This is a genomic window from Streptomyces sp. NPDC086989, from assembly GCF_044745505.1.
GTDB lineage: Bacteria > Actinomycetota > Actinomycetes > Streptomycetales > Streptomycetaceae > Streptomyces.
Genome location: NZ_JBIVAL010000028.1, coordinates 1 through 20,982, shown reverse-complemented (window position 1 = coordinate 20,982; position 20,982 = coordinate 1). Strand labels below are relative to the sequence as shown.

At 69.3% G+C, this 20,982-nt stretch carries 17 protein-coding genes and 2 pseudogenes; 8 read left to right on the top strand and 11 right to left on the bottom strand.

Annotated features, from left to right (window positions below; genetic code table 11):
- The first annotated feature begins 23 nt into the window (after positions 1–23).
- The gene (locus ACIPK4_RS37470) at positions 24–1,475 is read left to right on the top strand and encodes a hypothetical protein (protein ID WP_402321744.1); all 1,452 of its coding nucleotides are present in this window, start codon (positions 24–26) and stop codon (positions 1,473–1,475) included.
- A gap of 312 nt (positions 1,476–1,787) precedes the next feature.
- On the opposite strand, the gene ACIPK4_RS37465 is transcribed toward ACIPK4_RS37470, so the two are convergent.
- Positions 1,788–2,774, bottom strand: coding sequence for a HEAT repeat domain-containing protein (locus tag ACIPK4_RS37465; protein ID WP_402321741.1), 987 nt, complete (start codon positions 2,772–2,774; stop codon positions 1,788–1,790).
- Between the two features lie 3,087 nt (positions 2,775–5,861).
- Between ACIPK4_RS37465 and ACIPK4_RS37460 the strand changes: the two genes are divergently transcribed.
- Together ACIPK4_RS37460 and ACIPK4_RS37455 are read left to right on the top strand one after the other, a co-directional pair.
- Positions 5,862–6,116: a hypothetical protein gene (locus ACIPK4_RS37460; RefSeq protein ID WP_402321739.1), complete on the top strand. Its 255-nt coding sequence runs from the start codon at positions 5,862–5,864 to the stop codon at positions 6,114–6,116.
- Positions 6,117–6,225: 109 nt separating this feature from the next.
- Positions 6,226–7,086, top strand: coding sequence for a hypothetical protein (locus tag ACIPK4_RS37455; protein ID WP_402321737.1), 861 nt, complete (start codon positions 6,226–6,228; stop codon positions 7,084–7,086).
- A gap of 181 nt (positions 7,087–7,267) precedes the next feature.
- On the opposite strand, the gene ACIPK4_RS37450 is transcribed toward ACIPK4_RS37455, so the two are convergent.
- From ACIPK4_RS37450 to ACIPK4_RS37435, 4 genes are all read right to left on the bottom strand, one after another.
- Positions 7,268–7,804, bottom strand: a complete 537-nt coding sequence (locus tag ACIPK4_RS37450) for an SMI1/KNR4 family protein (protein WP_402321735.1) — start codon at positions 7,802–7,804, stop codon at positions 7,268–7,270.
- A gap of 286 nt (positions 7,805–8,090) precedes the next feature.
- Positions 8,091–8,717 (bottom strand): hypothetical protein, encoded by a 627-nt coding sequence (locus ACIPK4_RS37445; RefSeq protein WP_402321732.1) that lies wholly within the window; start codon positions 8,715–8,717, stop codon positions 8,091–8,093.
- Between the two features lie 293 nt (positions 8,718–9,010).
- Positions 9,011–9,580 (bottom strand): GNAT family N-acetyltransferase, encoded by a 570-nt coding sequence (locus tag ACIPK4_RS37440; RefSeq protein WP_402321730.1) that lies wholly within the window; start codon positions 9,578–9,580, stop codon positions 9,011–9,013.
- A 9-nt stretch (positions 9,581–9,589) separates the two neighbouring features.
- A complete protein-coding gene (locus ACIPK4_RS37435) occupies positions 9,590–10,204 on the bottom strand; it encodes a hypothetical protein (RefSeq protein ID WP_402321727.1) in 615 nt (204 codons plus the stop codon).
- An 854-nt stretch (positions 10,205–11,058) separates the two neighbouring features.
- On the opposite strand from ACIPK4_RS37435, the gene ACIPK4_RS37430 reads away from it, so the two are divergent.
- Positions 11,059–11,478 (top strand): hypothetical protein, encoded by a 420-nt coding sequence (locus ACIPK4_RS37430; protein ID WP_402321724.1) that lies wholly within the window; start codon positions 11,059–11,061, stop codon positions 11,476–11,478.
- Entirely contained in the window at positions 11,475–11,933 is a 459-nt protein-coding gene (locus tag ACIPK4_RS37425) for a DUF6415 family natural product biosynthesis protein (protein WP_402321721.1), read from the top strand. Before ACIPK4_RS37430 ends, ACIPK4_RS37425 begins: the two co-directional genes overlap by 4 nt.
- Positions 11,934–12,456: 523 nt before the next feature.
- On the opposite strand, the pseudogene ACIPK4_RS37420 reads toward ACIPK4_RS37425, so the two are convergent.
- From ACIPK4_RS37420 to ACIPK4_RS37410, 3 genes and pseudogenes are all read right to left on the bottom strand, one after another.
- Positions 12,457–12,661, bottom strand: a pseudogene (locus ACIPK4_RS37420) (NUDIX domain-containing protein); the annotation flags it as partial.
- 217 nt (positions 12,662–12,878) lie between these two features.
- Positions 12,879–13,397: a hypothetical protein gene (locus tag ACIPK4_RS37415; RefSeq protein WP_402321719.1), complete on the bottom strand. Its 519-nt coding sequence runs from the start codon at positions 13,395–13,397 to the stop codon at positions 12,879–12,881.
- A 317-nt stretch (positions 13,398–13,714) separates the two neighbouring features.
- Positions 13,715–14,782 (bottom strand): hypothetical protein, encoded by a 1,068-nt coding sequence (locus ACIPK4_RS37410; RefSeq protein WP_402321717.1) that lies wholly within the window; start codon positions 14,780–14,782, stop codon positions 13,715–13,717.
- A gap of 567 nt (positions 14,783–15,349) precedes the next feature.
- On the opposite strand from ACIPK4_RS37410, the gene ACIPK4_RS37405 reads away from it, so the two are divergent.
- Both ACIPK4_RS37405 and ACIPK4_RS37400 read left to right on the top strand, forming a co-directional pair.
- A complete protein-coding gene (locus ACIPK4_RS37405; RefSeq protein WP_402321714.1) occupies positions 15,350–15,715 on the top strand; it encodes a hypothetical protein in 366 nt (121 codons plus the stop codon).
- Positions 15,712–16,395, top strand: a complete 684-nt coding sequence (locus ACIPK4_RS37400) for a nucleotidyl transferase AbiEii/AbiGii toxin family protein (RefSeq protein ID WP_402321712.1) — start codon at positions 15,712–15,714, stop codon at positions 16,393–16,395. The genes ACIPK4_RS37405 and ACIPK4_RS37400 overlap by 4 nt, the downstream gene beginning before the upstream one ends.
- A 310-nt stretch (positions 16,396–16,705) precedes the next feature.
- Here ACIPK4_RS37400 and ACIPK4_RS37395 read toward each other — a convergent pair whose 3' ends face one another.
- Both ACIPK4_RS37395 and ACIPK4_RS37390 read right to left on the bottom strand, forming a co-directional pair.
- Positions 16,706–17,581, bottom strand: coding sequence for a glycosyltransferase family 2 protein (locus ACIPK4_RS37395; RefSeq protein ID WP_402321710.1), 876 nt, complete (start codon positions 17,579–17,581; stop codon positions 16,706–16,708).
- Between the two features lie 118 nt (positions 17,582–17,699).
- On the bottom strand, positions 17,700–18,875 hold the full coding sequence (locus ACIPK4_RS37390; protein ID WP_402321707.1) for a UDP-N-acetylglucosamine--N-acetylmuramyl-(pentapeptide) pyrophosphoryl-undecaprenol N-acetylglucosamine transferase: 1,176 nt from the start codon (positions 18,873–18,875) through the stop codon (positions 17,700–17,702).
- A gap of 403 nt (positions 18,876–19,278) precedes the next feature.
- On the opposite strand from ACIPK4_RS37390, the pseudogene ACIPK4_RS37385 reads away from it, so the two are divergent.
- Positions 19,279–19,560: pseudogene (locus ACIPK4_RS37385) on the top strand (DUF6233 domain-containing protein); the annotation flags it as partial.
- A 611-nt stretch (positions 19,561–20,171) separates the two neighbouring features.
- Here the strand turns inward: ACIPK4_RS37385 and ACIPK4_RS37380 are convergent.
- On the bottom strand, positions 20,172–20,594 hold the full coding sequence (locus ACIPK4_RS37380) for a hypothetical protein (RefSeq protein WP_402321704.1): 423 nt from the start codon (positions 20,592–20,594) through the stop codon (positions 20,172–20,174).
- Between the last annotated feature and the right edge of the window lie 388 nt (positions 20,595–20,982).

The window sequence follows — 20,982 nt, the reverse complement described above, 5'->3', positions numbered from 1 at the left end:
TGTCGGACGCCATACCGCCGCCGGTGCATCTCGACAAGGTGGTGGACGGGCTGGCGGAAAACCCTGCACTACCGTCGGAGCTCCTCCAGCGGCTCCTCGGATACCGCAAGGGCCTTGGCAGGGTGGCCAAGCGACCAGACCTGAGCGATGACATGATCGCCGAGATCATTGCCACAGACGATCTGTGGCTCACACACTCTCTCGCCCTGAACCGCAGCCTCCCACGAGCAATCCGGATGATTCTCGCGGAGCACCCGGATCCCGCGATTCGTAAGGCTGTAGCCGTTGCTGCGGGGGGCAATGCTCCGCGAGAGCTGTTCGAGCTGCTGCTCGACGACGGCGACCCGCAGGTCCGCGAGCACTTGGCGGAGAGCGATCACGTGCCGCCAGACTTGCGTGCCCGGCTGGCGGCGGACCCGGACCCGAAGGTCCGGGCGACGCTTGCCCAATGGTGGACGACGGCCCCGGAACCGGTGCGCCGACTGCTGCTGACAGACCCCGACGACTCAGTACGAGCAGGGGCCTGCGCGACCTACTTTCGCCGGCTTCCCCACCCCGTTCCGCCAGCAGACCTTATTCCGGCCCTACTGGCCGACCCGGTCACGCGCGCCGGGGCGGTGCGCCACTGCACGCTGGACACCGCCACCGCCCGCCGACTGGCCGTTGATCGGAACGACGAGGTCCGCGAGGAGCTCGCGGAACACCCCAACCTTCCACCGGCAACCCGCGACAAGCTCGCTCACGATCCCAACCCGCGCGTCGCGCTCCGGGTGTTCGCTCGGCAGGACACCCCAGAGCCCACTCGCGCCGCGATCCATGCGCAGATCCTGTCTGACGTGCCCCCGCAGGACTGGCTCGCGAACCTCCAAGCCCTGGACGACGACGCGCTCGAACGGGAATTCATGGGCGAGATAGCCCGCGCGGAGCTCCGGGCACTGCGCCTGCCGTGGGTGACGGCCGATCCCCTCCCGTACGTGGACTCGCCGTACGTCTGTTTCCGCGCCTCGGCGGCGATGTCCGACCGCCTCCCGCCGACGCTCGTCGCCCGACTGCTCGACGACGGGGAAAGCAGCGTCCGCACCACGATGGCTCTCCACGCCCGAGACCAGATCGATCCCGACACCGCCGAGCGCATCGACCGAACCTACCGCCCGGACAAGAGGGTCCGCTGGCGTCCGGCCGACGACTTCCCTCTTCCGGCAGATGTACTGCGGCGCCTGGCCACAGACCCCGACCCCAAAATGAGGCAGCTGGCCCCGCGGGACCCCGACCTGCCCGTGGAACTCACGCGCCGGCTAGCGGCTGACCCCGACCCCATGGTGCGCCGCACCATCGCGGCCCATCCCCGCCTTCCGGCCGAGGACCTGACGCGGCTGCTGGCTGATCCGTCGGAATCCGTCGCGGCCACTGCAGCCGCAAACCCGAGCCTGCCAACCACATCGATGCACCAGCTCCTCGCCCTCGCAGGCTTGTGACGCTCGATTGTGCGCGGCCGCTACCGGACCGGGGCGCTGAAGGCCGTCGAGTGGCCGCGCGTGAACGTACCGGGGGGCCGGTCTCCCGAACCCTAGGTCCTGGCCGCGGCGACTTGACGGCGCCGTAGCCCCGCGAGGAGCACCGACGCCCTCCGCGCTCTCGCTGCAGGCAGCGCAAGCTGTGCTCGACCACAAGTAGGAGGAATTGCGCAGGTACGCAATACCGCTACTTGGGGTGCCGTTAACGAGTAGCGACCCAAGTGACATGTGAGCCGCTAGTAACTATAGGCGTGACGCGTCTTCGGTCCGGGATCACCGGTGCTCGCAAGATGTCCATCCAGCACGGTGGAGCAGGCTTGTTGCGGCCATCCGAACGTTCGGGTTCTCGTCCTGCAGAAGCTCGCGGGCTGCAGCGCCGTAGGTTGTTTCGTCGTTGCTGACCTGGAGCAGGTGCACCAGGGCTCGACGTCGAACCCAGTGGTCCGGATCCTTGAGCGCCGATGCGAGGACCGGCGCAGCCTCGCTGTCGAGCTCGGCCAGGGTCCGTGCCGCGTCCATCCTCACTCCCCGGTCGGGGTCGTCGGCCAGCGCCTGGACCAATACGTCCCGAGCGCGATCGGTGAGGGGTTGACGCCCGCCCAGCGTGTAGGTGGCGGCTCGGCGCTCTTCAAGGGAGTCCGAGGTGGCCAGGATGTCGATGAGCTCGTCGGGACTTCCGTGTCGCTGGCCGCGGAAGTCGGGGATGAGCCGGCCTCCCGGCAGTGTGTCGAGCCAGTGCTCGTACCAGGTGAGGAAGTCGGGCTGGGGATGGAAGACCGGAGGTATGGCAAGGTCTCCGAGGTTGGCATCGAGGAGTCGGCCTCTGGCGGGTCCCGAGATGACCAGCAGTGTCATCTCCAGGCAACCGCGATGGACGACGGTGTGGGTGCCGGCGTACGGGCTTTTCTGCGCGTCGCGGAGCCGGGCCCACTCGGCGGCGACGAAGTCGGTCGGCTCCAGCGCGAAGTCGTGCCCGAGTTGCTGACTGGGGTCAGGGATGTCGTGGGCGGACCAACGTGTCAGAGGGAGCAGCCCGTAGTCGGGTCCGATGCCTCCGTTGCCGATCTGGCGCAGGAACGTGCGATAGCCACGGGGAAGACGGGCGCCGTGTGCTGTCTCGTAGGCGACCACTCGTTCTTCGCCGAGGGGGGCGCCCAAGCGTTGACCACCGAGTGCCCGCACAAAAGTCTGCGGGCGAGGAACGGGCTCCGCACAGGCAGCGGCCAGTTTGGATCGGATGCGGGCGACGATGTCGTCCATGACTGCTTCTTCCAGGAGGCGGCCTCACCTCGTGGGAGGCCGCGTTGGCCGACATCCTATTCAGGGAGACTTCCCGGGCAGGATCCGACCGTCCTTCCCGACCTCCTGCCCGTGTTCGTTTGGGACCCTCCGCCGAACACTGGCGATCTTGAAGGCTGGGAAGCGGCGACCAGTGCTGACGCCGTCCGGCAGGCTACTTGTCACCTGGTTCGCCACTCGTTAACGGCACCCCTACTTCACCAGTGGCGCCGGGGCACCACCGAGGCGATCATCGGCGCTATCGCGGGAACCCTCGCGCGCCCAGGTCTGCTCATCCTCGGTCGTCACGATCACACGGGCCGCCTCCGCGCGGTCGGCCGTACGAAACCTCTGCGTCGGAGCAGTCCCGCCACATCGCCGAGGCACTGACGACCGCCGCTCCCAGGCAGCCATGGGAGGGTGTCCGCTTCGCGACTGACGACGGTGCTGCACGCGGCCGCTGGCGGGACACGCAGGCTCAGTCCGAACCCACCTGCACGACGTGCGCGAGGTCCTTGCGCCGAGACGCCTTGCCGGGCGTCCTCGCCCTGGCGGCCGCGGGCGTCGAGCGCTGTGCGGAGGTCTTGGTGCGGTTGTGCGCTCTCGAAGAGCGTGCCGCCCGCACTTCGGGGGAGAAGATAGGCGCGCCGTTCGACCTCACTGCCGACGCCTGCAAGCAGTGGGGGTCGCTTGGACCCGGTGCCAGAGAGCACGATCTCGTTGAAGGAGTGGCGGATCCTGGCAGAACGTCCGTGCGGCTCGGGCGGCGATGCGGCCGGACGAGACCTCCTCGCCCGCGCCGCAGGACGGTCTCACGGGTTCCACGAATGACCTTTTCCCGGGTCAGCCTCCAGTCGTTCCCGTCGCTGCCGCCCGGACCTGCCAGCCGACGCTAAGGCGATCGCGGACCGGCTACGGGACGTGGCCCGGGCGTTCTCCGAAGGCAGGCCGTACGGCGCAGGCTCTGCGGCACCCGCTACCTGCAGCCGAGGACCCGGTGCGGGTGCCGTGGGGGTGGACCCGGCCGCGCTCGGCCCGTCGCCCCGCGCGGATCACCGGCAGGTCTGACAGATCCTGGGCGAGGAGTTCCCCGGCTCGGGCTCCCGCACGGTGCACCGCCGCCGCCCACCGCCTGGTCCGCGGATGCCCTCGCTACCAAACCCCGGCCGGCCTGCGCCGGCTCGCCCGAGCCAGCTCGCGACCTGGCTGAAGCACCGCAAAGTCCGAGGCGCCCAGGCCATGGCCGAGGCAGTCGTCGCCGCGGCGCAGACCCAGCACACCGCCGTGTCCGGGGAGAGCACGGCCGCCGCCGTGGTGAACACCCTGGCCCGGTCCGTCCTGGCTTTGGACGAAGAGATCGCCGCAGTGGATGCAAGGATCGCGGCACGCTCTCCGAGAGCACCGGGGTGCCGAGGTGATCCTCAGCGTGCCTGGCATGGGCCCGTTGCTGGGGGCGGAGTTCATCGCCTGCACCGGCGGGGACTCCGGGCTCTGAGATGAGTACGGGGCCGACGAGGAGCTGAGTACGTGTGCCCAGGCGAACCCGTGCCGGAGCCGCTTGGCTGTACCCATGCACGAGACAACGTCCGTTCTGCCTGCCGACCGCGCCGCCGAGACCCGTGCCATCGGCATGGTGTCGATATGGGTCACGGCTGCAACAGTGGCCTTGATTCCGGTCGCCTTCCTCTTCGGGTGTCTGGCCGGGATGGCCCAGGAGGTTCACCCTCAGACCGTGGCCGTCCTCATGATCTGCTGGTTGGCGTCCTGGACGGCTACCCCTTTGCTCGTGGTGGCATCCCGGCTGCCCCTGCGACACCCCACCCTGACCAGGGCACGCCGATGGGCGGGGTGGGTCGCGCCGCTCCCGCCGACGGTCACGATCCTTTTGAGCCTTGGCCTGTAGATGACGACCCCAATGCCGGCCACGGACGCCTCACGCGCGGCTCGGGAAACGAGCGCGGACACATGGAGCCCGACCGGCGAGGCGCCAAGGCTCGGGTGACCCGGGCCCGACAGCAGTCGCGACGATTCCGACGTTGAGACCGTTCGCCGGCGGCCACCCCCTACGCTCAAGATCACGCCGTGCCGACAGGAGTGCGCGGACGAGGGCAGGTGCCCCAGGTGCTCTGCACAGCACCTGACCGCACGAGGTTCCCCCGCCAGTCCGGCAGGGGCACCTCGGCGAAACTCCATCACCAGCGTCGCTCCCCGGCCGGCGAGTGCGCATACCGCCGGTGCCACCCGGTCCTCGCCCGGCTCACCGGGCATCTCGTCGAGGGCGACCTGTGGGGTTGCCTGGGGTGCGGCAGGACGTCGGCCGTGTGCTGACGTGGTGGTTGTGGTGGGACCTGCGGTATGGGTGAGTCAGACCGTCGGCAGAGCAGCGGTGCTCAATGGCGGCTGGGACAGCGGCAGCAGGCACGGCGTACCGTTGCGGCCCGGGCCAGCGACGCCGCCGACCTCGCGAGCCGTCGGTCGGCCGGGGCTCGTACGGAGTTCGGCGAGGACGTCGGGGAAGCGGCGACTGGTGGCTCGGGCGATCGCCCGGACTCGGTGCTTGAGGTGATCACTACCAGCTTTGGTCACGGTCGTCTCCACAGCGGGGTCCACGCCTCCCGCCGGACGTCGCGTGTATGGGCGCAGCCGGACAGTGAGGTGGTACGGGGTGGTGCTGCGCGGGATCCTGGAGCGGTCCTTGTCCGGCGGTGCTGCCCTGGTGCGGCGTGGACGCGGGGCTGCGGCGGAACCGGCAGTTCGCGGCATGCCGGTTGTTCGCTGACCACCGTACCGGGCGGCACCGACACGCTGGGGCAGTCCGGACGCCCGTACCCACACGGGCGCCGTGGCGCGGCCACAGGTGGATCGCCCTGGCAGTGATCAAGGACTGATCATCGGGGCGATGCGTTCGGCGGAGGAAGGCAGAAGGTACGTCCGGCGAACAGTCCGGGCTGCGGCGGTGGATCGTACCGCCGCGCGCTGGAAACATCGACCTCGTCGCCAGCCGGGCGCAGCAGCCCGGCCGACGGGCGCACGTCAGCCCCCGCCCCCGCCCCCTTGTGGAGGTCAGCCATGCCCACGACGCCCACCCCCGCCCCCGAGCCTCTGGCTCTCGTCCGTTCTGCCGAGCCGCCGCCGGGCCGCCGCCCCTTCACCCGGGCGCAGGCCTCCGTCCTCACCTCCGTGATCACGGCCGGCACCACCCTCACCCTCGCCGAGCAGCCGATCCCGGGCGCCCTGTGGGTGCTGTTCGCGGCCGCCGCCCTGGCCGTCGTCCCGATGCCCATGGTCTGGACGCCCTGCCGCTGCGGGCGCGGGCGGTACTGACCGTGAGCCCCCGACCCAGGCCTCAGCCGCGTACGGCCCAGCAGGAACTGGACGCGCTCACCGCGTGGATGCGCGACCTCAAGGAGACCAGAGCCTCACCTTCCGCGAGATGGACGACATCTCCAAGAGCACGGGGCGCTACGCCAGCGCCCCGGCGCTGACGCGCGCGGCGCAGACCGGCGCCCTGCACGACTTCGGTGTGGTCCAGGCCTTCGTGGACGTCTGCGCCGAGGCCATGGAAGGCGCTTCTGCCACCGCTCTGCGGGAGGAGGCGCGCGCCTTGTGGGACGCGGCGAGTTCGGCGGCGGTCGCCGGAGCGGGACCGCGGCTGCTCACCCCGGGCTCGGTGCGCAATCGAGGCCAGCTGGCCGGCGCCATGCGCAGGATAGCCCTCGACGCGCGAATGTCCGTACGCGTCCTGGAGGCGGCCGGCGGCAGGGACAGCCGGGGCAGGCACCGGCTCGGGCGCAGCACGGTGTCCGCGGCCATGAAGCCGGCCGGAACCCGGCTGGCGTCGCCGGAACTGCTGCAGGCCTTCCTGACGGCGTGCGGGGTTCCGGCGGAGGAGACCGAGCGGTGGTTGGCGGCGCGCGAGCGTGTCGCCACCGGCCGGCGGATTATCGGGCCGCGTACGGCCCGGGCGTCCCGCCTGGTGGCCGTCGAATCCGGCCACCCCTGTTTCATGGTTGAGCAGTTGGCGGCTCTCACAGGGGAGGAAAATGAGGCCCGGCCCTGGGAGAGGCCGCGGCCTGACCCCGACCCCGACTACGCACGGCGGGAGCGGGAAGAGCGCCGGACGGCGAAGTCTGTCGGGTCCCGTGTATGGACCGATGCCGAGATCGCCGCGATGGAGGCGGAACAGGCCTCGAACCCGCAGGCGATCTGTGCTGCGGAGGTAGCTCACGCCGAGCTCGGGGCCATCCTCCGGCGGACCCTCCGCAAGGACATTGAGCCGGACACGGGTGGGTGAATGCTGCGCCAAGTTAAAGGGGCGGTGGCGGGCCTGACGCGGTCACCCCCGTTTGTGAGGTCGGCCGGATGCGGCAGCGGTGGTGGGGCGACCCGCTGCCGGATTCCGGCAGTACCGGACTCATCGAGGGCTGACCGAAGGGCGGGCCGTCGGCCGAGCGACGATCGCGGAGTCCCCATGGTCACACGCCATCGAGGCGGCGGAGTTGATGGGTGGCCAGGGGGAACAGGGACGACGAGAGGAGGGTCGACTGCAGCTCTCCGGTGAGGGCGGACGCGAGGAATTGCGTGCACGATACGGAGAAGTGTTCCCATCGGGGGCCCCGCGCCTCGTTCACCATGACGGCCCATTCGTCCGGCTCACGGCCCGGAAGAACGAGCCAGTACAGGACTTCCCCGTTGTCCGTGGTCGCCCAAGGGATAAGCAAGGATCCCTCGATCTCCAATTCTGTCGGCTTCTTCTCGACCGTCCACAGGTCTTCCAGGTCTTCGAACTGATACTTGGCCCAGTTGAGGAGGTCGTAGTGCTTGTTGGGGCAGTCGGGCTCCAGGACGTAGAGGTAGTCGTCCCAGCAGCTTCCTCCGTAGACGCCGATGAGCTCCTTGTAGTCGCCGGGGAGCCCGACCGCGAGGGTGCGTTCGGCCTCGCCCCAATCCTTGTGGCGAGGCTGGCTCGGCGCTGGGGAGATTTCGAGAAGACGGGTAAGGGCGCTGGTCACGGGCTGGGTCCTGTTCCTGAGGGTTGGCAAATGCGGATGACGAAGGACAGCAGGCGGGAGGGTAGTAGCGAGTCGCACCTGCTCGTCTCGTCTCGTCAGCCCCACCCTCTTCGCCTCCTGGGTCACGCCCTGCAGCCTCCGCACCACCGAGCGCTGACCGGCGGCCAGGACGGGGTGACGAGCAGGCCGGTCGGCCCGGTGTGACAAGACAGCAGCAAGGCGTTGATCTACGCAGACGACCGGAGAAACGGAAGCGGCGCGACGGTCACCTCCGGGCGCGGTCAGGTCATTCGCCGTCGCTCTGTACTGGGGCGGGCAGCCCGGCCAGGGCGGCCTCCAACTGCTCTTGTCCTACGGATCCGGAGTTGGGAAGGCCCGCGGCTCGCCAGGCTGCCGCTGCCCTGTCCTTGTCCCCGCCGAGAGCCCGAATCATCATGTCCTTCGCGTCAGCCTCCGGAACGGCCCCGTCCACGGGTCCAAGGTCGACAAGGTGCACAGCCACCCGGACCTTGTCGGGCCGTTCCTGCCCGGCCCTGACCTTTGTCGTCTCGATGTCCTTGTACACCCGCACGAAGCGTCCCACGAGGCTTTGAGCCAGGGCGTAGACCTCCTTGCCTGCGTCGTTCTCAAGCCGGTCCGTCCGGAAGCGCTCCTCCATGCGTCCCAGGGGCTTGACGTAGATCAAGCCGCGGTTGCTGACCTCTTCCATCTCCACTCGGGTCAGGATGCCGCGTACACGGTCCTTGGCTCCCTCGATGCGTGCGATGTCGGCAGCGACTTGAACTGCGTCAAGGTGGAGGTCAATGGCCAGCCTTCGGACGCGTTTGCGCCAGGCAGCTTCCAGACCGGGTGTGCAGGTGCCAGCCGCGTACGCCGCGGCGCTGATGAGCGGGTGGGGTACGGGTGCGTTCACCGCTCCATGATGACGTGCTCCGCCGACACGCCGATACCCTGCGCCCGGACCGGGAGGGCTCGGTGGCATGCTCGTTGGTCCCTGTCGCGGTGGCTGGTGCTAGAGGGCGAGGGCCCGGCACCCCCTGGCACGGGGGTCTACCAGAACTTGCAGGCATCTGGACTGAATGACCACCCATACTCCGCGGACTCCCCCCGGCGGGTCAGGCCCCCACGGAGGTTGACGTGCGGGTACACGGGTGAGCCCTGCCGGGAAGACCCGGCAGGGGCTCTAGCCGCTGGAGCCGGTCCCTTTCAGGCGGGGTCGACGTGCAGCAGCAGCAGGTCGAACTCGGGGCCGTCGGGGCTGTTGCGGTAGGGGCCTGCGTACTGGTAGCCGAGGCGGGTGTAGAGCTGCCGGCCGCGGTCATTGGTGGGCAGCGCGAGCAGGGAGGCCCAGTTCGGGGCGATGGCGGTGATGAGGGCCTGGTGCATTCGGGTGCCGATTCCCCGGGACTGCCAGGGTCGTCGGACGGCCAGCTCACACAGTCCCATCAGGCGTTCGGTGCGGGCCGGTTCGGGGACGGCTGGGAGCAGGTCGGTGCCGAACCAGTAGCTGGCAGTGCAGGGAAAGGCATATCCCATGCCGGTGGGGGTGCCTCCGGAATAGGCGATGACCAGGGTGAAGCCCTCGTGTCGGAGGTGGCCGGCGATTTGACGGCGGAGCGCGGGAACGGACAGCCCCGCGGTGGCGGCCTCGGGGTTGTTGACCAGTTCAGGGTGGGCGTCAGCCCAGATGTCGGCGGCCACGTCGAGCAGGGCGGGGGCCTGGCCCGGGCCGTAGGTGCGGATCACCGTGTCCGTACTGGTGCTGGGGGTGGTCACCTTGTCCTCCTAGCTGCTGGCCGTGGTGGTGCGGTAAGCGTCGAGCCAGTCGGCGACGGCCGGGACGGCGGTGTGCCGTTGCAGGGCGCCGGCGACGTTGTGGAGCTGGCGGAGCAGCCGGTCGGAGCGGACGTCGGGGAGGTAGCTCAGCACCCGGTGGGCTGCTTCGGCGGCTGCTTCGGGCTCGGGTCTGGTCCTGACTGCATGCTGGATCGCGACGTCGCCGAGGTAAAGGGCGCGGTTGCGGGCGAACTGGTCGCCGTGCAGGAGTACAGCTTGCTCAGCTCCGGCGGCAGCGCGCTCGTGCTGGTCGAGGTCGGCGCGAGCCAGGGCTTCGAGTCCGGCGAGCTCGGCAGGGGTGAAGAAGGTGAGCCAGTCGGGGTCGGCTTCGGCGGGGCCTTGGGCGTAGAGGTGGTGGGCGCGGACGATGGCCCGGTCGGTGGCGCTGGCGTCGCCGAGCAGTGCCCAGCCTCCGGCTTCGCGCATCGCCATGAGGGCGAGCATGCGGGCGGAACCGTAGGTGCGTGCGGCGCTCTGTGCGCCTTGGGCGGCAGCGACGGCCTCGCGGGGGCGCCCGGATGCCTTGGCGACCAGCGACAGGCACCCGAACGCGTGGCCTTCCAAGGCGCGGTCGTCGGCGATGCGAGCCGCGGCGAGGGCTTCGCCGTACGGCAGGGCGGCCGGAGTCGAAGGACAGCCATCCGGCGGCGACCGACAGGTGGCCGGTGGCGATGCGTAACTGGCAGCCGATTCGCTCGGTGTAGGTGCCGTCTTGCAACCACTGGTAGGCGGTGTGCATTGCGGTGGACGCGGATCGGCGTAGCTGCGCTGATCCGTACTCGGTGTCGTGGGTGTAGATGGCGGTGACGGTCTGCGTAATGGTGCGGACGTCGGCGGCTCCGATCCGGCCGGTCCGTTCCGGAGGCAGGGGAAGCAGAGTCAAGGCCGCGCCGGCGCCGTCGAGCAGGAAGTCGCGGCGGTCCACCGAGACCTGCGGTGGGGGGCTCGTCACCGTGGTGCCGGAGACCGGGGTGTTGGTGAAGCCCAGTTCGGACATCGTGCGGCCGCTGACCCGGGTGAGGATCCGGCGGTATACCGCCCGGGGCAAGGTCACGTCGCCGTCCTCCCAGGCTGCGACCAGCCGCGCGGTGCAGCCGACGTTTTCGCCCATGTCGGCTCCGGTGTCGACGACGAGCTTGGCGAACTCGCTTCGGGACATCTGAAGGTCCAGCTCGCGTATGGAACGCAGCGGGGTGTTGGGGGATGCCGTCTGCCGGCCATGCGCCGTCTCCCGGGACCAGGGCGGGTAGGTGCCGAGACCGTACCGGTCTCGTCCTGGGCATGCCCGCCAGTTGGGCCCATTTCACCCCGCACGGACGGCAATTGCATCGGTCTTACATCGCCGCGGCGTCGCACCCGCCGGGCGGTGACTGCTTGCGTGGGCTTAGGACCACAAACGCCAGCCTCGGGAGGCTCTAATGCCAGATACCTTCGCCGCTTTCAGCGCGCTCGTGCCGCCCGGGGTGGGGACGGCCCCGATAGGCGCAGTGGCGGTGTACGCCATCGTCCCGTCCGAGGCCGACTCCGTACGGGTGCTGGACAACCTGCGGTCCTACGCCGCCCGGCGCGGTTGGCACGTTCCGGCCGGCTGCGCGGCGACAGATGTCGGTTCGCTCGGCGCGAATCTGAGCCGGTCGGGGTGGCCGCGGGTTCGGCGCGCGGTCCAGGCACAGGCGGTCACCGGGCTCGTCGTGCCCTGCTTCGCCCACATCGGCTACCGGTGGGCGGACTGGAACCGCGAGCGGGCGTGGCTGCTGCGGAACGGCCTTTTCGTCGTGGCCACAGATCCCAGCGAACTGCCCGTCGGGGTTTCCCCGGAGGAAGTGAGGCACCCATGAGCGGCTACTACAGCGTCGTACACGATCCCGACAGACAACTCGGGCACGAGCTGCCGCTCGACCGCGAACCGCACCTGCAACTGGCCGCTTCGGTCCTGGCCTGGACTGCCCAAACGGTGCCGTCTGTAGCGGACACCGCTCTCGCCGTGCTGGAGCTGACCGGTCACGCGCGTCTGCTACGCGACGAACTGGCGGACCGGATCGACCGACTGCCGGACGACTGTGAACTGGGCCAGCTCCTTACCTACACCCTGGGTGAGGCAGAGCGTCGGCTGTCGCCCGCGGCGATGTCCCCGTGCGGTGGCCTCGCCCACGCGCGGAACCGCGCCCGCCTTGTCCAGACCCTCTACGGCGCGGTGGACCGGCTGGAGGCAGAGCACCCGCTACGCGGCTCGTGCTCTCGCCCGCGGTCCGGAGCCCGAGCCCACGACTCTCGAACCCCCGCCAAGGGCTGAACCGCACGACTCCCGCCCCGGCCAGGGAGGGGTAGGCGGGCCGCCGAGAAACCCGTGCGGTCCCCGGTGCCACCCGGTTCGGGCAGCGAGCCCCTACCGAAATCGACAAGGAACGAAGAGCCCCATGGAGAAGTCCAAGTCCGCTATCGCGGCGTCCAGCATCCCGGCGCCCGCGCAGCACGTCGAGGAGATCACCGGGCCCGTGGTGATCGTCGGCGACGTCGAGGACGAGGAGTAGGTCGTCGCCGCTCCCCGCATCCTGACCTGACGTCCCCCTTCAGCTCCGTCGGGCGGGGAGGGGCGCCCTTCTCGTTTTAGGCCGCCTCCACACCGCGTCGAGCCAGCGGGTGAGCTGGTTCAGGTGCTCGTCGGCGCCCTCGTTTCAGGGCGCGGTGCAGCTGCTCCAGGACGCACACCGCGTACGCGTCACGCTCGACCGCGCTTTGCGGCAGCCTGGCATTGGACAACACCGCGCGCTTCCATATCGCCGGCATCAGCTCGGCGTCGGCCTCCCTCCTGCCAGGTACACGCACAGGACGCCGGTCACCGGGTGGAGGCGCGGTCTCGTCCAGGTTTCCCGCGCTGTGGTACCTCGGCCTTGCCTCCGGGCTTGATTACTCCGGCGGGAACTGCCAGGTGATCCCGGACGCGTCGTCGTGCCGCCGGCACACCAGCAGGACCTGGTTGTCGCGAGTGACCACGGAGATGGCGATCCTGCGCATCTGCGCCTACCGCCCGCTCCAGAGCTCCATGACATCGATCAGCAGTAGCCGGAGGACGGACTCCGGAAGACGGACTTGAGGCCGACAGCCTGTAGCTCTCCGGGCGGCGGGCCGTCGAGACAGGCAGCGATCAGCCGACTGCCAGCTCCTGATCGCGCAGCTCCCGCGCTCCCAAGAGGGAAGCCGCGCGCCCGATCTGTGCTGGCGGGAGCAGTCCCCGGGGCTATTCCTCGGGTTCGGATTCCCGTAGGAACCAGAGGTCGAGGATGTACCGCTCGGCCGTGGAGCACTGCCTCAACGCTGCTCTGATCCGTTCCGCATCCCACTCCTCATCTACAGCACGCTGAAGGCACATGCTGTAGTACGCGGCCGTGGCTTCCCGTCCGCTCCATGCCGCGTGCCCTTCGTAGACGCCCGGCCGGGGCAGGTCCATCATGCCCGCTGGCCCGAACGTGAGCTGGTTGACGACGAGCTGCCCCGTCTCTGAATTCAGGAAGACAGGGATCGTGCCCTCAGCGTCTTCCGGGGGCTTCTGGGGGGTGCCCCAGACTCTGATGGTGACCTGTACCTCGATGTCGGGTTGGAGGCTGTGCAGGTAGAGGTGATAGCCGTTTCCGGCGACTACCTGCGTCCTTGACTGCTGCAACGCCTCGTCGTCGCCGAGGTAGGCGTCCCTGTCGTAAACCTCCACGATCCTTCGGTCCGGGCGGGCGTTGGTGCTGTACTCGGTGATGAGAGACAAAGCGGCTCCGGCACTGTCAGGGAGCGATCTTCACGTAGAACGCGGGAGACCGTCGGGCGGCATCTGCGGAGGGTGAGCCCCCGTGGTGGCAGGACCGGGTTAACGAAAAATCCTTCGACGCCCGCGCGCCTTCCCCGAGCCTCTTCCACGCCATCTTGGTGGCCCAGAACCAGGAGGTACTTCACTGCTCCGCTTCCCACGTGCTCCCGACCCCCGTCCCACATGCCATACGTGGTCCGTCTCCCGGCCTCGGGTTATCAGCACTCCGTCACGCCGCCGACCGTCTGCCTCGAATGGCTGACAAGCCTTCGCCGTGCTCAGTCCAGCGGTGGCCAGGGACCGGCGAGCAGCCGTTCAGCCTCCGTGACGATCGCTTGCTCCCGTGTTCCGCGCTGGAGCGCGTCCCATCCGTTGTACGCATCGGCCCTGTCGACAAGCGGTCGGAGAGACTTGGGCTGACCCAACGCGCCCCAGCCCTCATACGTGATCACGTCACCACCGGCCCCGGGATCCATACTCCCGTTCACGATCAGCCGGAGCCACCAGCGCACGAGCTCCCAGCGTGCCGCCTCCCAAGGGATACCGGTGTCATCGCCGGGAAGACCCTCAGGCAGACCGAGTTCGGCCCGTACCTGGTCGAAGAGCGCATCGGCGCTCTCGTGCTCGGTGCGCGGCAGGCCGGCGAGCAGCGGGAGCGACTCCGTCTCGACGCCGAGAACCAGTGCCGCAAGCCCTGCTTCGATCAGTTGGTGCGGGTGGTGCTGTCGGCCGATCAGCCGCTCCAGGGCCAGCATCCGCAGGTACTCGATCGCCTCCTGCGCGCTGACGGCATAAGGGGTGTGCGGCGTGGGAGCGGTGACGTCGATGCCGGGACCGCCATTGACAAAGTACGACCAGAAACCGACAGTCGCGCGGGCCGGGAGACTGCTCGCCTGGCCGGTGAACTCGTGCCGTACGTAGTCGGAGAGGTCGTTCCCGTAGAAGATGATGTCGGTCTGGTGGACGGACAACACGGGGTGCCCGCATTCGCCTGCCGTGCCGGGCAGGTAGCGGTGGCTGTAGATGGGGACCAACTGCGGCACGGTCGCCAACTCGGATCGTGCGACCTGCAGCGCGTCGTACGTCCCTGCAGGCCTGTGACTCCAGGCGGGGTGCCAGAACCGGTTGTGCTCGACGTCGAAGAGAACACCCTCGACAGGTTGGGAGAGCCGCCCGGCCAGGTCCTCGGGGTCGCCGTTGCGCCAGTCGGGCCAGCTTGGTGACCCGTGTGGGAGCCCGGCGGCGAGGAAGACCCTGTGGTCCGCCGAGAAGGTGAAGCCGAATCGTGCCTCAACCGCGTCGAGTTCCCGCTCACTGAGGCCCGGACCGATTTCGGCTCGAAGCATGCGCTGAAGGTCCCTGGCGGCTTCCAGGGTCAGGGGAGGGGACGACCGGATGATCACCCCGGCAGCCTAGCGACCGGTACGACCGCAGACACTCACGAGGCCGTCCGAGCCCAGATGAGACGCTGGCGTTTCAAGGGCTCGGCCTCGGCAGCTCTTCCCGGGTCCGCGTTCTCCATGCCTTGCCGGACGAGGCCTTTGATCGCGGTCCTCCCAGACCAGTCCTGGTCGGGGCAGTCCGGTAGCATCCGTGACGAATCGGCCGTCGAGATGGTGCCCAGCGCCGGACAGGCCCGGCCGGGGCGTGAGCTCCTGCCAGGCACGAGTCGTGAGGTCCGGTCACGCGGCCCTGCCCTGCGAGTCGTGCGACGCCCACGGGTTGGCTCGGTGGGGCCCTGATACCACTCCGCCCGTGGCTTGTGATCGCCGCCTATGCCCAGCTCCGGCTCGCCCGCGCGCTCCCCTTGGCTCCGGCGCCCCTGGGGGAAGCCATCCCCCGCTCACCATGCGAGCTCACCGATCCCGTGACTCCGGTACCGCAGACGGGCGGGACGCGGGATAATCAGCCCCATGGTCATGCTCTCCTCCAGCAGCGCGGCGCCCTCGGCAGCCGAGGTGCTCCACGCCCGGTACGCGAGCCGGCTGCCCGCCGCCCTGGAGGAGCTCGTAGGTCCGCGGCACGGCGTGGTCGAGCTGCCGCTGCACGTGGCCTGGTCCGGACTGCGCGCCTACGACCTGGACCGCCCACGCCTGCGCATGGGCCTGTACCGCACCGTCCTGGCCGAGGGGCAGCACGAGGACCTCGTGACCCTGCTGCACCGCGACCTCCTCCTGGAGCAGTGGCCCGTCCTGCGCACCCTGGTCAGCCGGCACATCCGGCAGGTCTGGGAGGAAGCCTTCCCCGAGCTCACCCCCACGAGGTCCGCGGCCGCGTGAAGCTGAGCGACCTGCACCGCCGACTGCTCGCCGCCGTGATCGACATCGGCGCCCCGTACCCCCTCGTCCTCACCGGCGGGTACGCCGTCCAGGCCCACGGCCTCGTCGAGCGCCTCAGCCAGGACCTCGACGTCGCCACGGAGAACCCCGCCCCCATGGCGGAGATCGTCACGAACCTCGTGCAGGGCCTGGCCGAGCGCGGCTGGCAGGTCCGGGTGATCGACGTGGACGCGCTCTCGGCCCGGCTGATGGTCATCGACCCGGACACCGGCGAGGAGTGCGAGGTCGACGTCCTCAAGGAGCACTTCTGGACGCCGCCCGCCCAGACCGAATACGGGCCGGTCCTCGCCTTCGACTCCGTCATCGGCACTAAAGTCCGCGCCCTGGCCGACCGCGGCGCCGTACGCGACCTCATCGACGTCCATGCCGCCTCCCGCCACCGCACCGCCCACGAGCTCGAACGCCTCGGCGAGCGCCACGGCCGCGACGAGTTCCGCCTCGACGACCTCCGCGACCGCCTCACCGGAGCCGAGTGGACCGACGACGCCGAGTTCGCCGCGTACGGTCTGACGGAGGCCGAGACGACGGAGCTGCGCGCGTGGGCCCTGGCCTGGGCCCGCGACCTGGACGAACGTCTGCATGCACTCCGAGGACTCGGACTGCGACGAAGACAGAGATGAAGACGACGTGACTTGAGCCTGCCCGTTCAGCTCTCAGGCTGCCCTCGGGTGGATCAGTCGGTCCAGATCAGCATCGTGTGACCGGCGGATGCGGCGCCCCCGAAAGAGCTCTGTCGGGGGAGTGAAGAGGCCGTCGGCCCACTCCAGTGAGGCGGGCAAGTCCCGGAATACGCGGCCATCCGTCGGATGGAGAGCGTCCTGGGGTGGAAGCCGAAGGTCGCCCTCACCGAGGGGGTGGCACGGTACGTCGAGTGGCTCCGGAACACGCCGGCCGCCGCCCCCAACTGGCTCGGCAAGAGCCTGCCGCTGCCTAGATCAGCGGGGGCCGGCCCAGCCTGGTCAGCCGCCAGGCGGTCCGCCAGCGCATCGGGCGCCGGGTCCCGCCGGACGTCCGAAGACCTTCGGCGAACCCTGCGAACCAGGCCTTCAGCCCCGCCACGGACCGGGCACGGGCCACAGTCAACGCCACCCACACGCCGAGGTAAACAGGCACCAGCGGTGCGGGCAGGTGCCGTCTGGCCAGCCAGACCCGGTTGCGGGCCGTCATCCGGTAGTAGACCGCATGCCGGGCCGGGGACGTCTTCGGGTGCTGAAGCACCAGTTCCGGCTCGTACAGGATGTCCCAGCCGTGGTCGATCGCCCGCCAGGCCAGGTCGGTTTCCTCATGGGTGAAGAAGAAGGCATCCGGCCAGCCTCCGGTCTCCTCCAGCATCGGCATCGACAGGGCGTGCCCGCCGCCCAGGAACGTCGTCACCAGGCCCCGCCTCATCGGGTCTTTCGCCCGCAGGCGAGGCACGTGCCGCCTCTGTGTCATCCCTGTCTCGTCCGCGATGCGGAACGAGACGATCCCCAGCCGGCTTTGCGCCGCGTACAGGTCGGCGATCCGCCGGAACACGTCCATCTCGGTCAGCAGGCCGTCGTCGTCCAGGTCCACCAGTACGTCGACGTCCCCGAAGTCCCGAAGGCGCTGCCAGGCGACGTTGCGGCCGCCGGACACCCCCAGGTTCTCCTCCAGCTCCACCACGCTCACGCCCTCGGGCATGCCCTCCAGGGCGGTCCCGTTCCCGACCACCACGACCCGGGCCGCCGGTTCGTCCTGCTTGGCCACCGAGGCCAGCAACGACAGCAGCTCAGGCATCCGGTCGCCCATCGTCAGCACGGCGACACCCACACGCGGCCGGGTCACGACCACCACCACATTTCTCCGGAGCCAGACGCACGGTGAGCGTACCCGCGCTGAACCCCGGCCCCGCACCGTACGAGAGGCACAGGCGACTGACCACTGTCTGCTCCGACACGGATGATCAGCTGGATGCGGCGGACAGCACTACATCCACCAGCCTGTCTGCCGCATCCGGCCGCCCATGCGCCCGAGCCCGCGCCGCCATCGCCGTCCGCAGGGCGGGGTCGGTCAGGAGCGGACCCACCGCGTTCTGCAGAGCCTGCCCGGTGACCTCCCCGAGCAGGGCTAGTGCCGCACCCGCCTCAGCCAGATGACGGGCATTGTGCGCCTGCTCGTTGCCGGCCGACGTGGCCAGCGGGACGAACACGGCAGCCTTGCCCAGTGCGGTCAGCTCAGCCAGAGTTCCGGCCCCGCTCCGGGACACCACGATGTCGGCCAGCGCCAGCACGTCCGGCAGCTCCGGCCCGACGAACCCGGTCAGGTGATACCGGCCGGCGAGAACCGGGTCCAGTCCGGCAGAGGCTGCCCGCAGCTCATCGATGTTCGCCGGACCACACTGGTGGATCACGTTCGCATGACTCAGCAGCCAGGGCAGCACGTCCCGGATCACCGCGTTGATCTGCTGGGCACCCTGCGCCCCACCCGTGACGTAGACCGTCGGCAGGCGCCGGTCGAACCCGTACAGGTGCAGCGCCTCGACAGCCTTGTCCGCGTGGCCGCCGAGCACTTCCGGGCGTACCGGGTTCCCGGTTACCACCGCACGCTCGCGCACGTCGGCAGGCAGCAGCGCCAGCGAGGACTCCGAGGACACCGCGATACGCGTCGCTGAACTCGCGAGCTTGCGGTTGGCCAGGCCCAGCCGCACGGTCTGCTCGTGCAGAACGAGCGGACGGCGGCACAACCGCGTGGCCAGCCCGGCCGGCACCGCGACATACCCCCCTGTCGCAAGGACAACGTCAGGCTGGAACTCGGAGACGATCGTCCGCGCCTGGGCCACACCAAGCGGCACCCGCGCCATGTCCTTGACATTCGAGGCGGACAGCATCTTCAGCGGGTTCGCCGAACGACGGATCTTCCCCGTGGCCACCGTCCTGAACGCGATCCCCTCCGCCGGAGCGACACGCGCCTCAAGACCCGCCGCGGTCCCGATCCACAAGACGTCGAGCATGCTGCCCGCGTCCGCGAGTCGGCCTTGCAAAGTCCGGATCGCGGTAAGGGCCGGGTAGGTGTGACCACCCGTCCCACCACCCGTCACCAGCAGACGGAACGAACGCGGGAGCGCAGAGAAAGTGTTCACCCCACGCACCCTACTTGCTCCCCATCTCCGCGCAGTGACTCATCCAAAGCGGTCCGGGAGGCACACCTGCAGGCCCCACGTACACACCGCTCGGCGGCACCCACGCCGCGTACGGGGCCCAGGACGACGCCCTCGCCTTGACGTCCTCGCCGTCGGTAATGTCCTGGTGAAGGGCCGCATGCAGCTGAAGCGGCAGGCTCTCCCGGCCGAACCTGGCGCAGCAGCCGAGGCGGCGTAGCCGCCATGCCGGACCCTCTCCTGCCCCCACCGCCGGCTTGGACCAGCTTCTGGTGATACGCCGCTGGTTGGAGCTCGCCCTCGCGCGCGTTGACGAGAAGATCAGCGCCGTCCGGGCGGCCGACGAAGAGAGGGGCCGCCGGAGCCTCCGCGTTGGTGGGTCGAGTACGGCATCGGTGCCACTCGAAGACCCGAGCGGGTCCACACCGGCGCCTGCCCGCTCACCAGCCGAGGCCGGGCGGCGACGCGGGAGTCGGTCCTGGGAGTCCTGCGGACCGTGCCGACGGTGATCGCGTGCCCTCTGTGCCCGCCCGACAGCGAGCTCGGGCTTCTCGACAACGGTGGCCTGGTTCCCGCAGGGGTTCCCGGGTCAGGCCAGTACGCCGTTCTCCCCAAAATCGCTGGCTGCCGCGCTCAGGAAGGCGTTGCACGCGCCGCTCGCTCGTGACTGCAGAGCATTGAGGTCAGCGCTCACGGGCGGCGTGGGCCTCCCCGGTGTACTTCTTATCGGCGTCCAGCAAGGGGTGACGGCAGCGATGGCGATGGTCCACGCAGTGTTCGGCAGGGCGGACATGGTCGCGCCCCCTGCGGGCCATATGAGGCACACCATGAGCACCGACAGCGCCACCAGCCGCCCGCTGGGCCGTGCTGGTGCGGGCGGGCGGTCAGCGTGCGGCAAGCCAGATGGCTGTCAGGGAGGCGGCAAAGCCAAGGTGGGAGACGGCAAGGAAGGCCCATTCCAGGCAGCGCATGCGCCATCGGCTACGGGCCAAGAGCCGCCACTCGTAGACCACGGCAGCGACGGCGAAGACCAATAGCGGCGCCCACAGCAGGGCCCACCAGGACCAGACGTCTGCAAGTCGGAGAACGGCGCATACCGCACCAAAGAGGAGAGCGGTCAGAGACCATCCCGGCTTCTGCTGTTCTTCAGCGGAGTGCGGTGTGGCTGAAGGTGTATTCACGTCTCATATCCTCTCGGGTTCGCGGGAGACAAGGCCCCGAAGGGGGTGGGCCGGGCCATGGCTCGGCCCACCCCGTTCACTCACAGCTCAGGACTCGTCAGTGGAAGAGCTGCCAGATGGTGAGCAGGTCACCGCCCAAGCCAGCGGCAGCCAGAGGAGCCTTCCAATACCAGGACAGACCGTCGTACCACGCCTTGAACTCGCTGTACGTCCCTGCGACGGCCTTGGCGAAGCCGGGGATCTTCCTGAACAGCTTGACGATGCCGTCGAACTTGCCGGCAGTGGAGCTCTCGCCGTTCGCGATCGCCACCAGCTCGGCACGCTCGGCCGCGCTGTACTCGATGGGGGAGTTCAGCAGGCCGTTGGCCAGCGACCGGATCGCCTGCTGCTGCTCCTGCGTGGTCGCGGTGATGGCCGGAGCGGCAGGAGCGGTGCTCGCCTCTGCTGCAGTACCGCCCAGGCCCAGGGCCAGTGCCGCGAATACTGCGACGCCACCGATGCGTATCGTGTTGCGGTTCACGTATTCTTCCCTTTGTGTGATGCACAAAGGGGTGCGGAGATCAGGTACCTGTTCGTGGAGCCGTCGGCTTGGACACTTTCGGCCCCGAACCGCGCCTGGCTCCGCCCCCCGTGCGAATTGCCTTGTCTACACGCCCAGTTGCCCGGACAGGTTCAACCGATTGCGTGCTCCATGAACGTAACGCAGTCGCCTGTTCTTGCCCAAAGACTTATCGCCATGAGGCAGATCACACGATGCATTTCGGTCATGTATCTCAATTCGGTAAGCACTTCTTCCTTCCCCTGAAGGTGGCCCTTAGACGTCGTTTCATTTGGTGAGGCGGCGGTGGCAGATGAGGGCCGCGGCTATGCCGACGAAGGCGAGGAAGTGTTCAGCCTTGCGTTCGTAT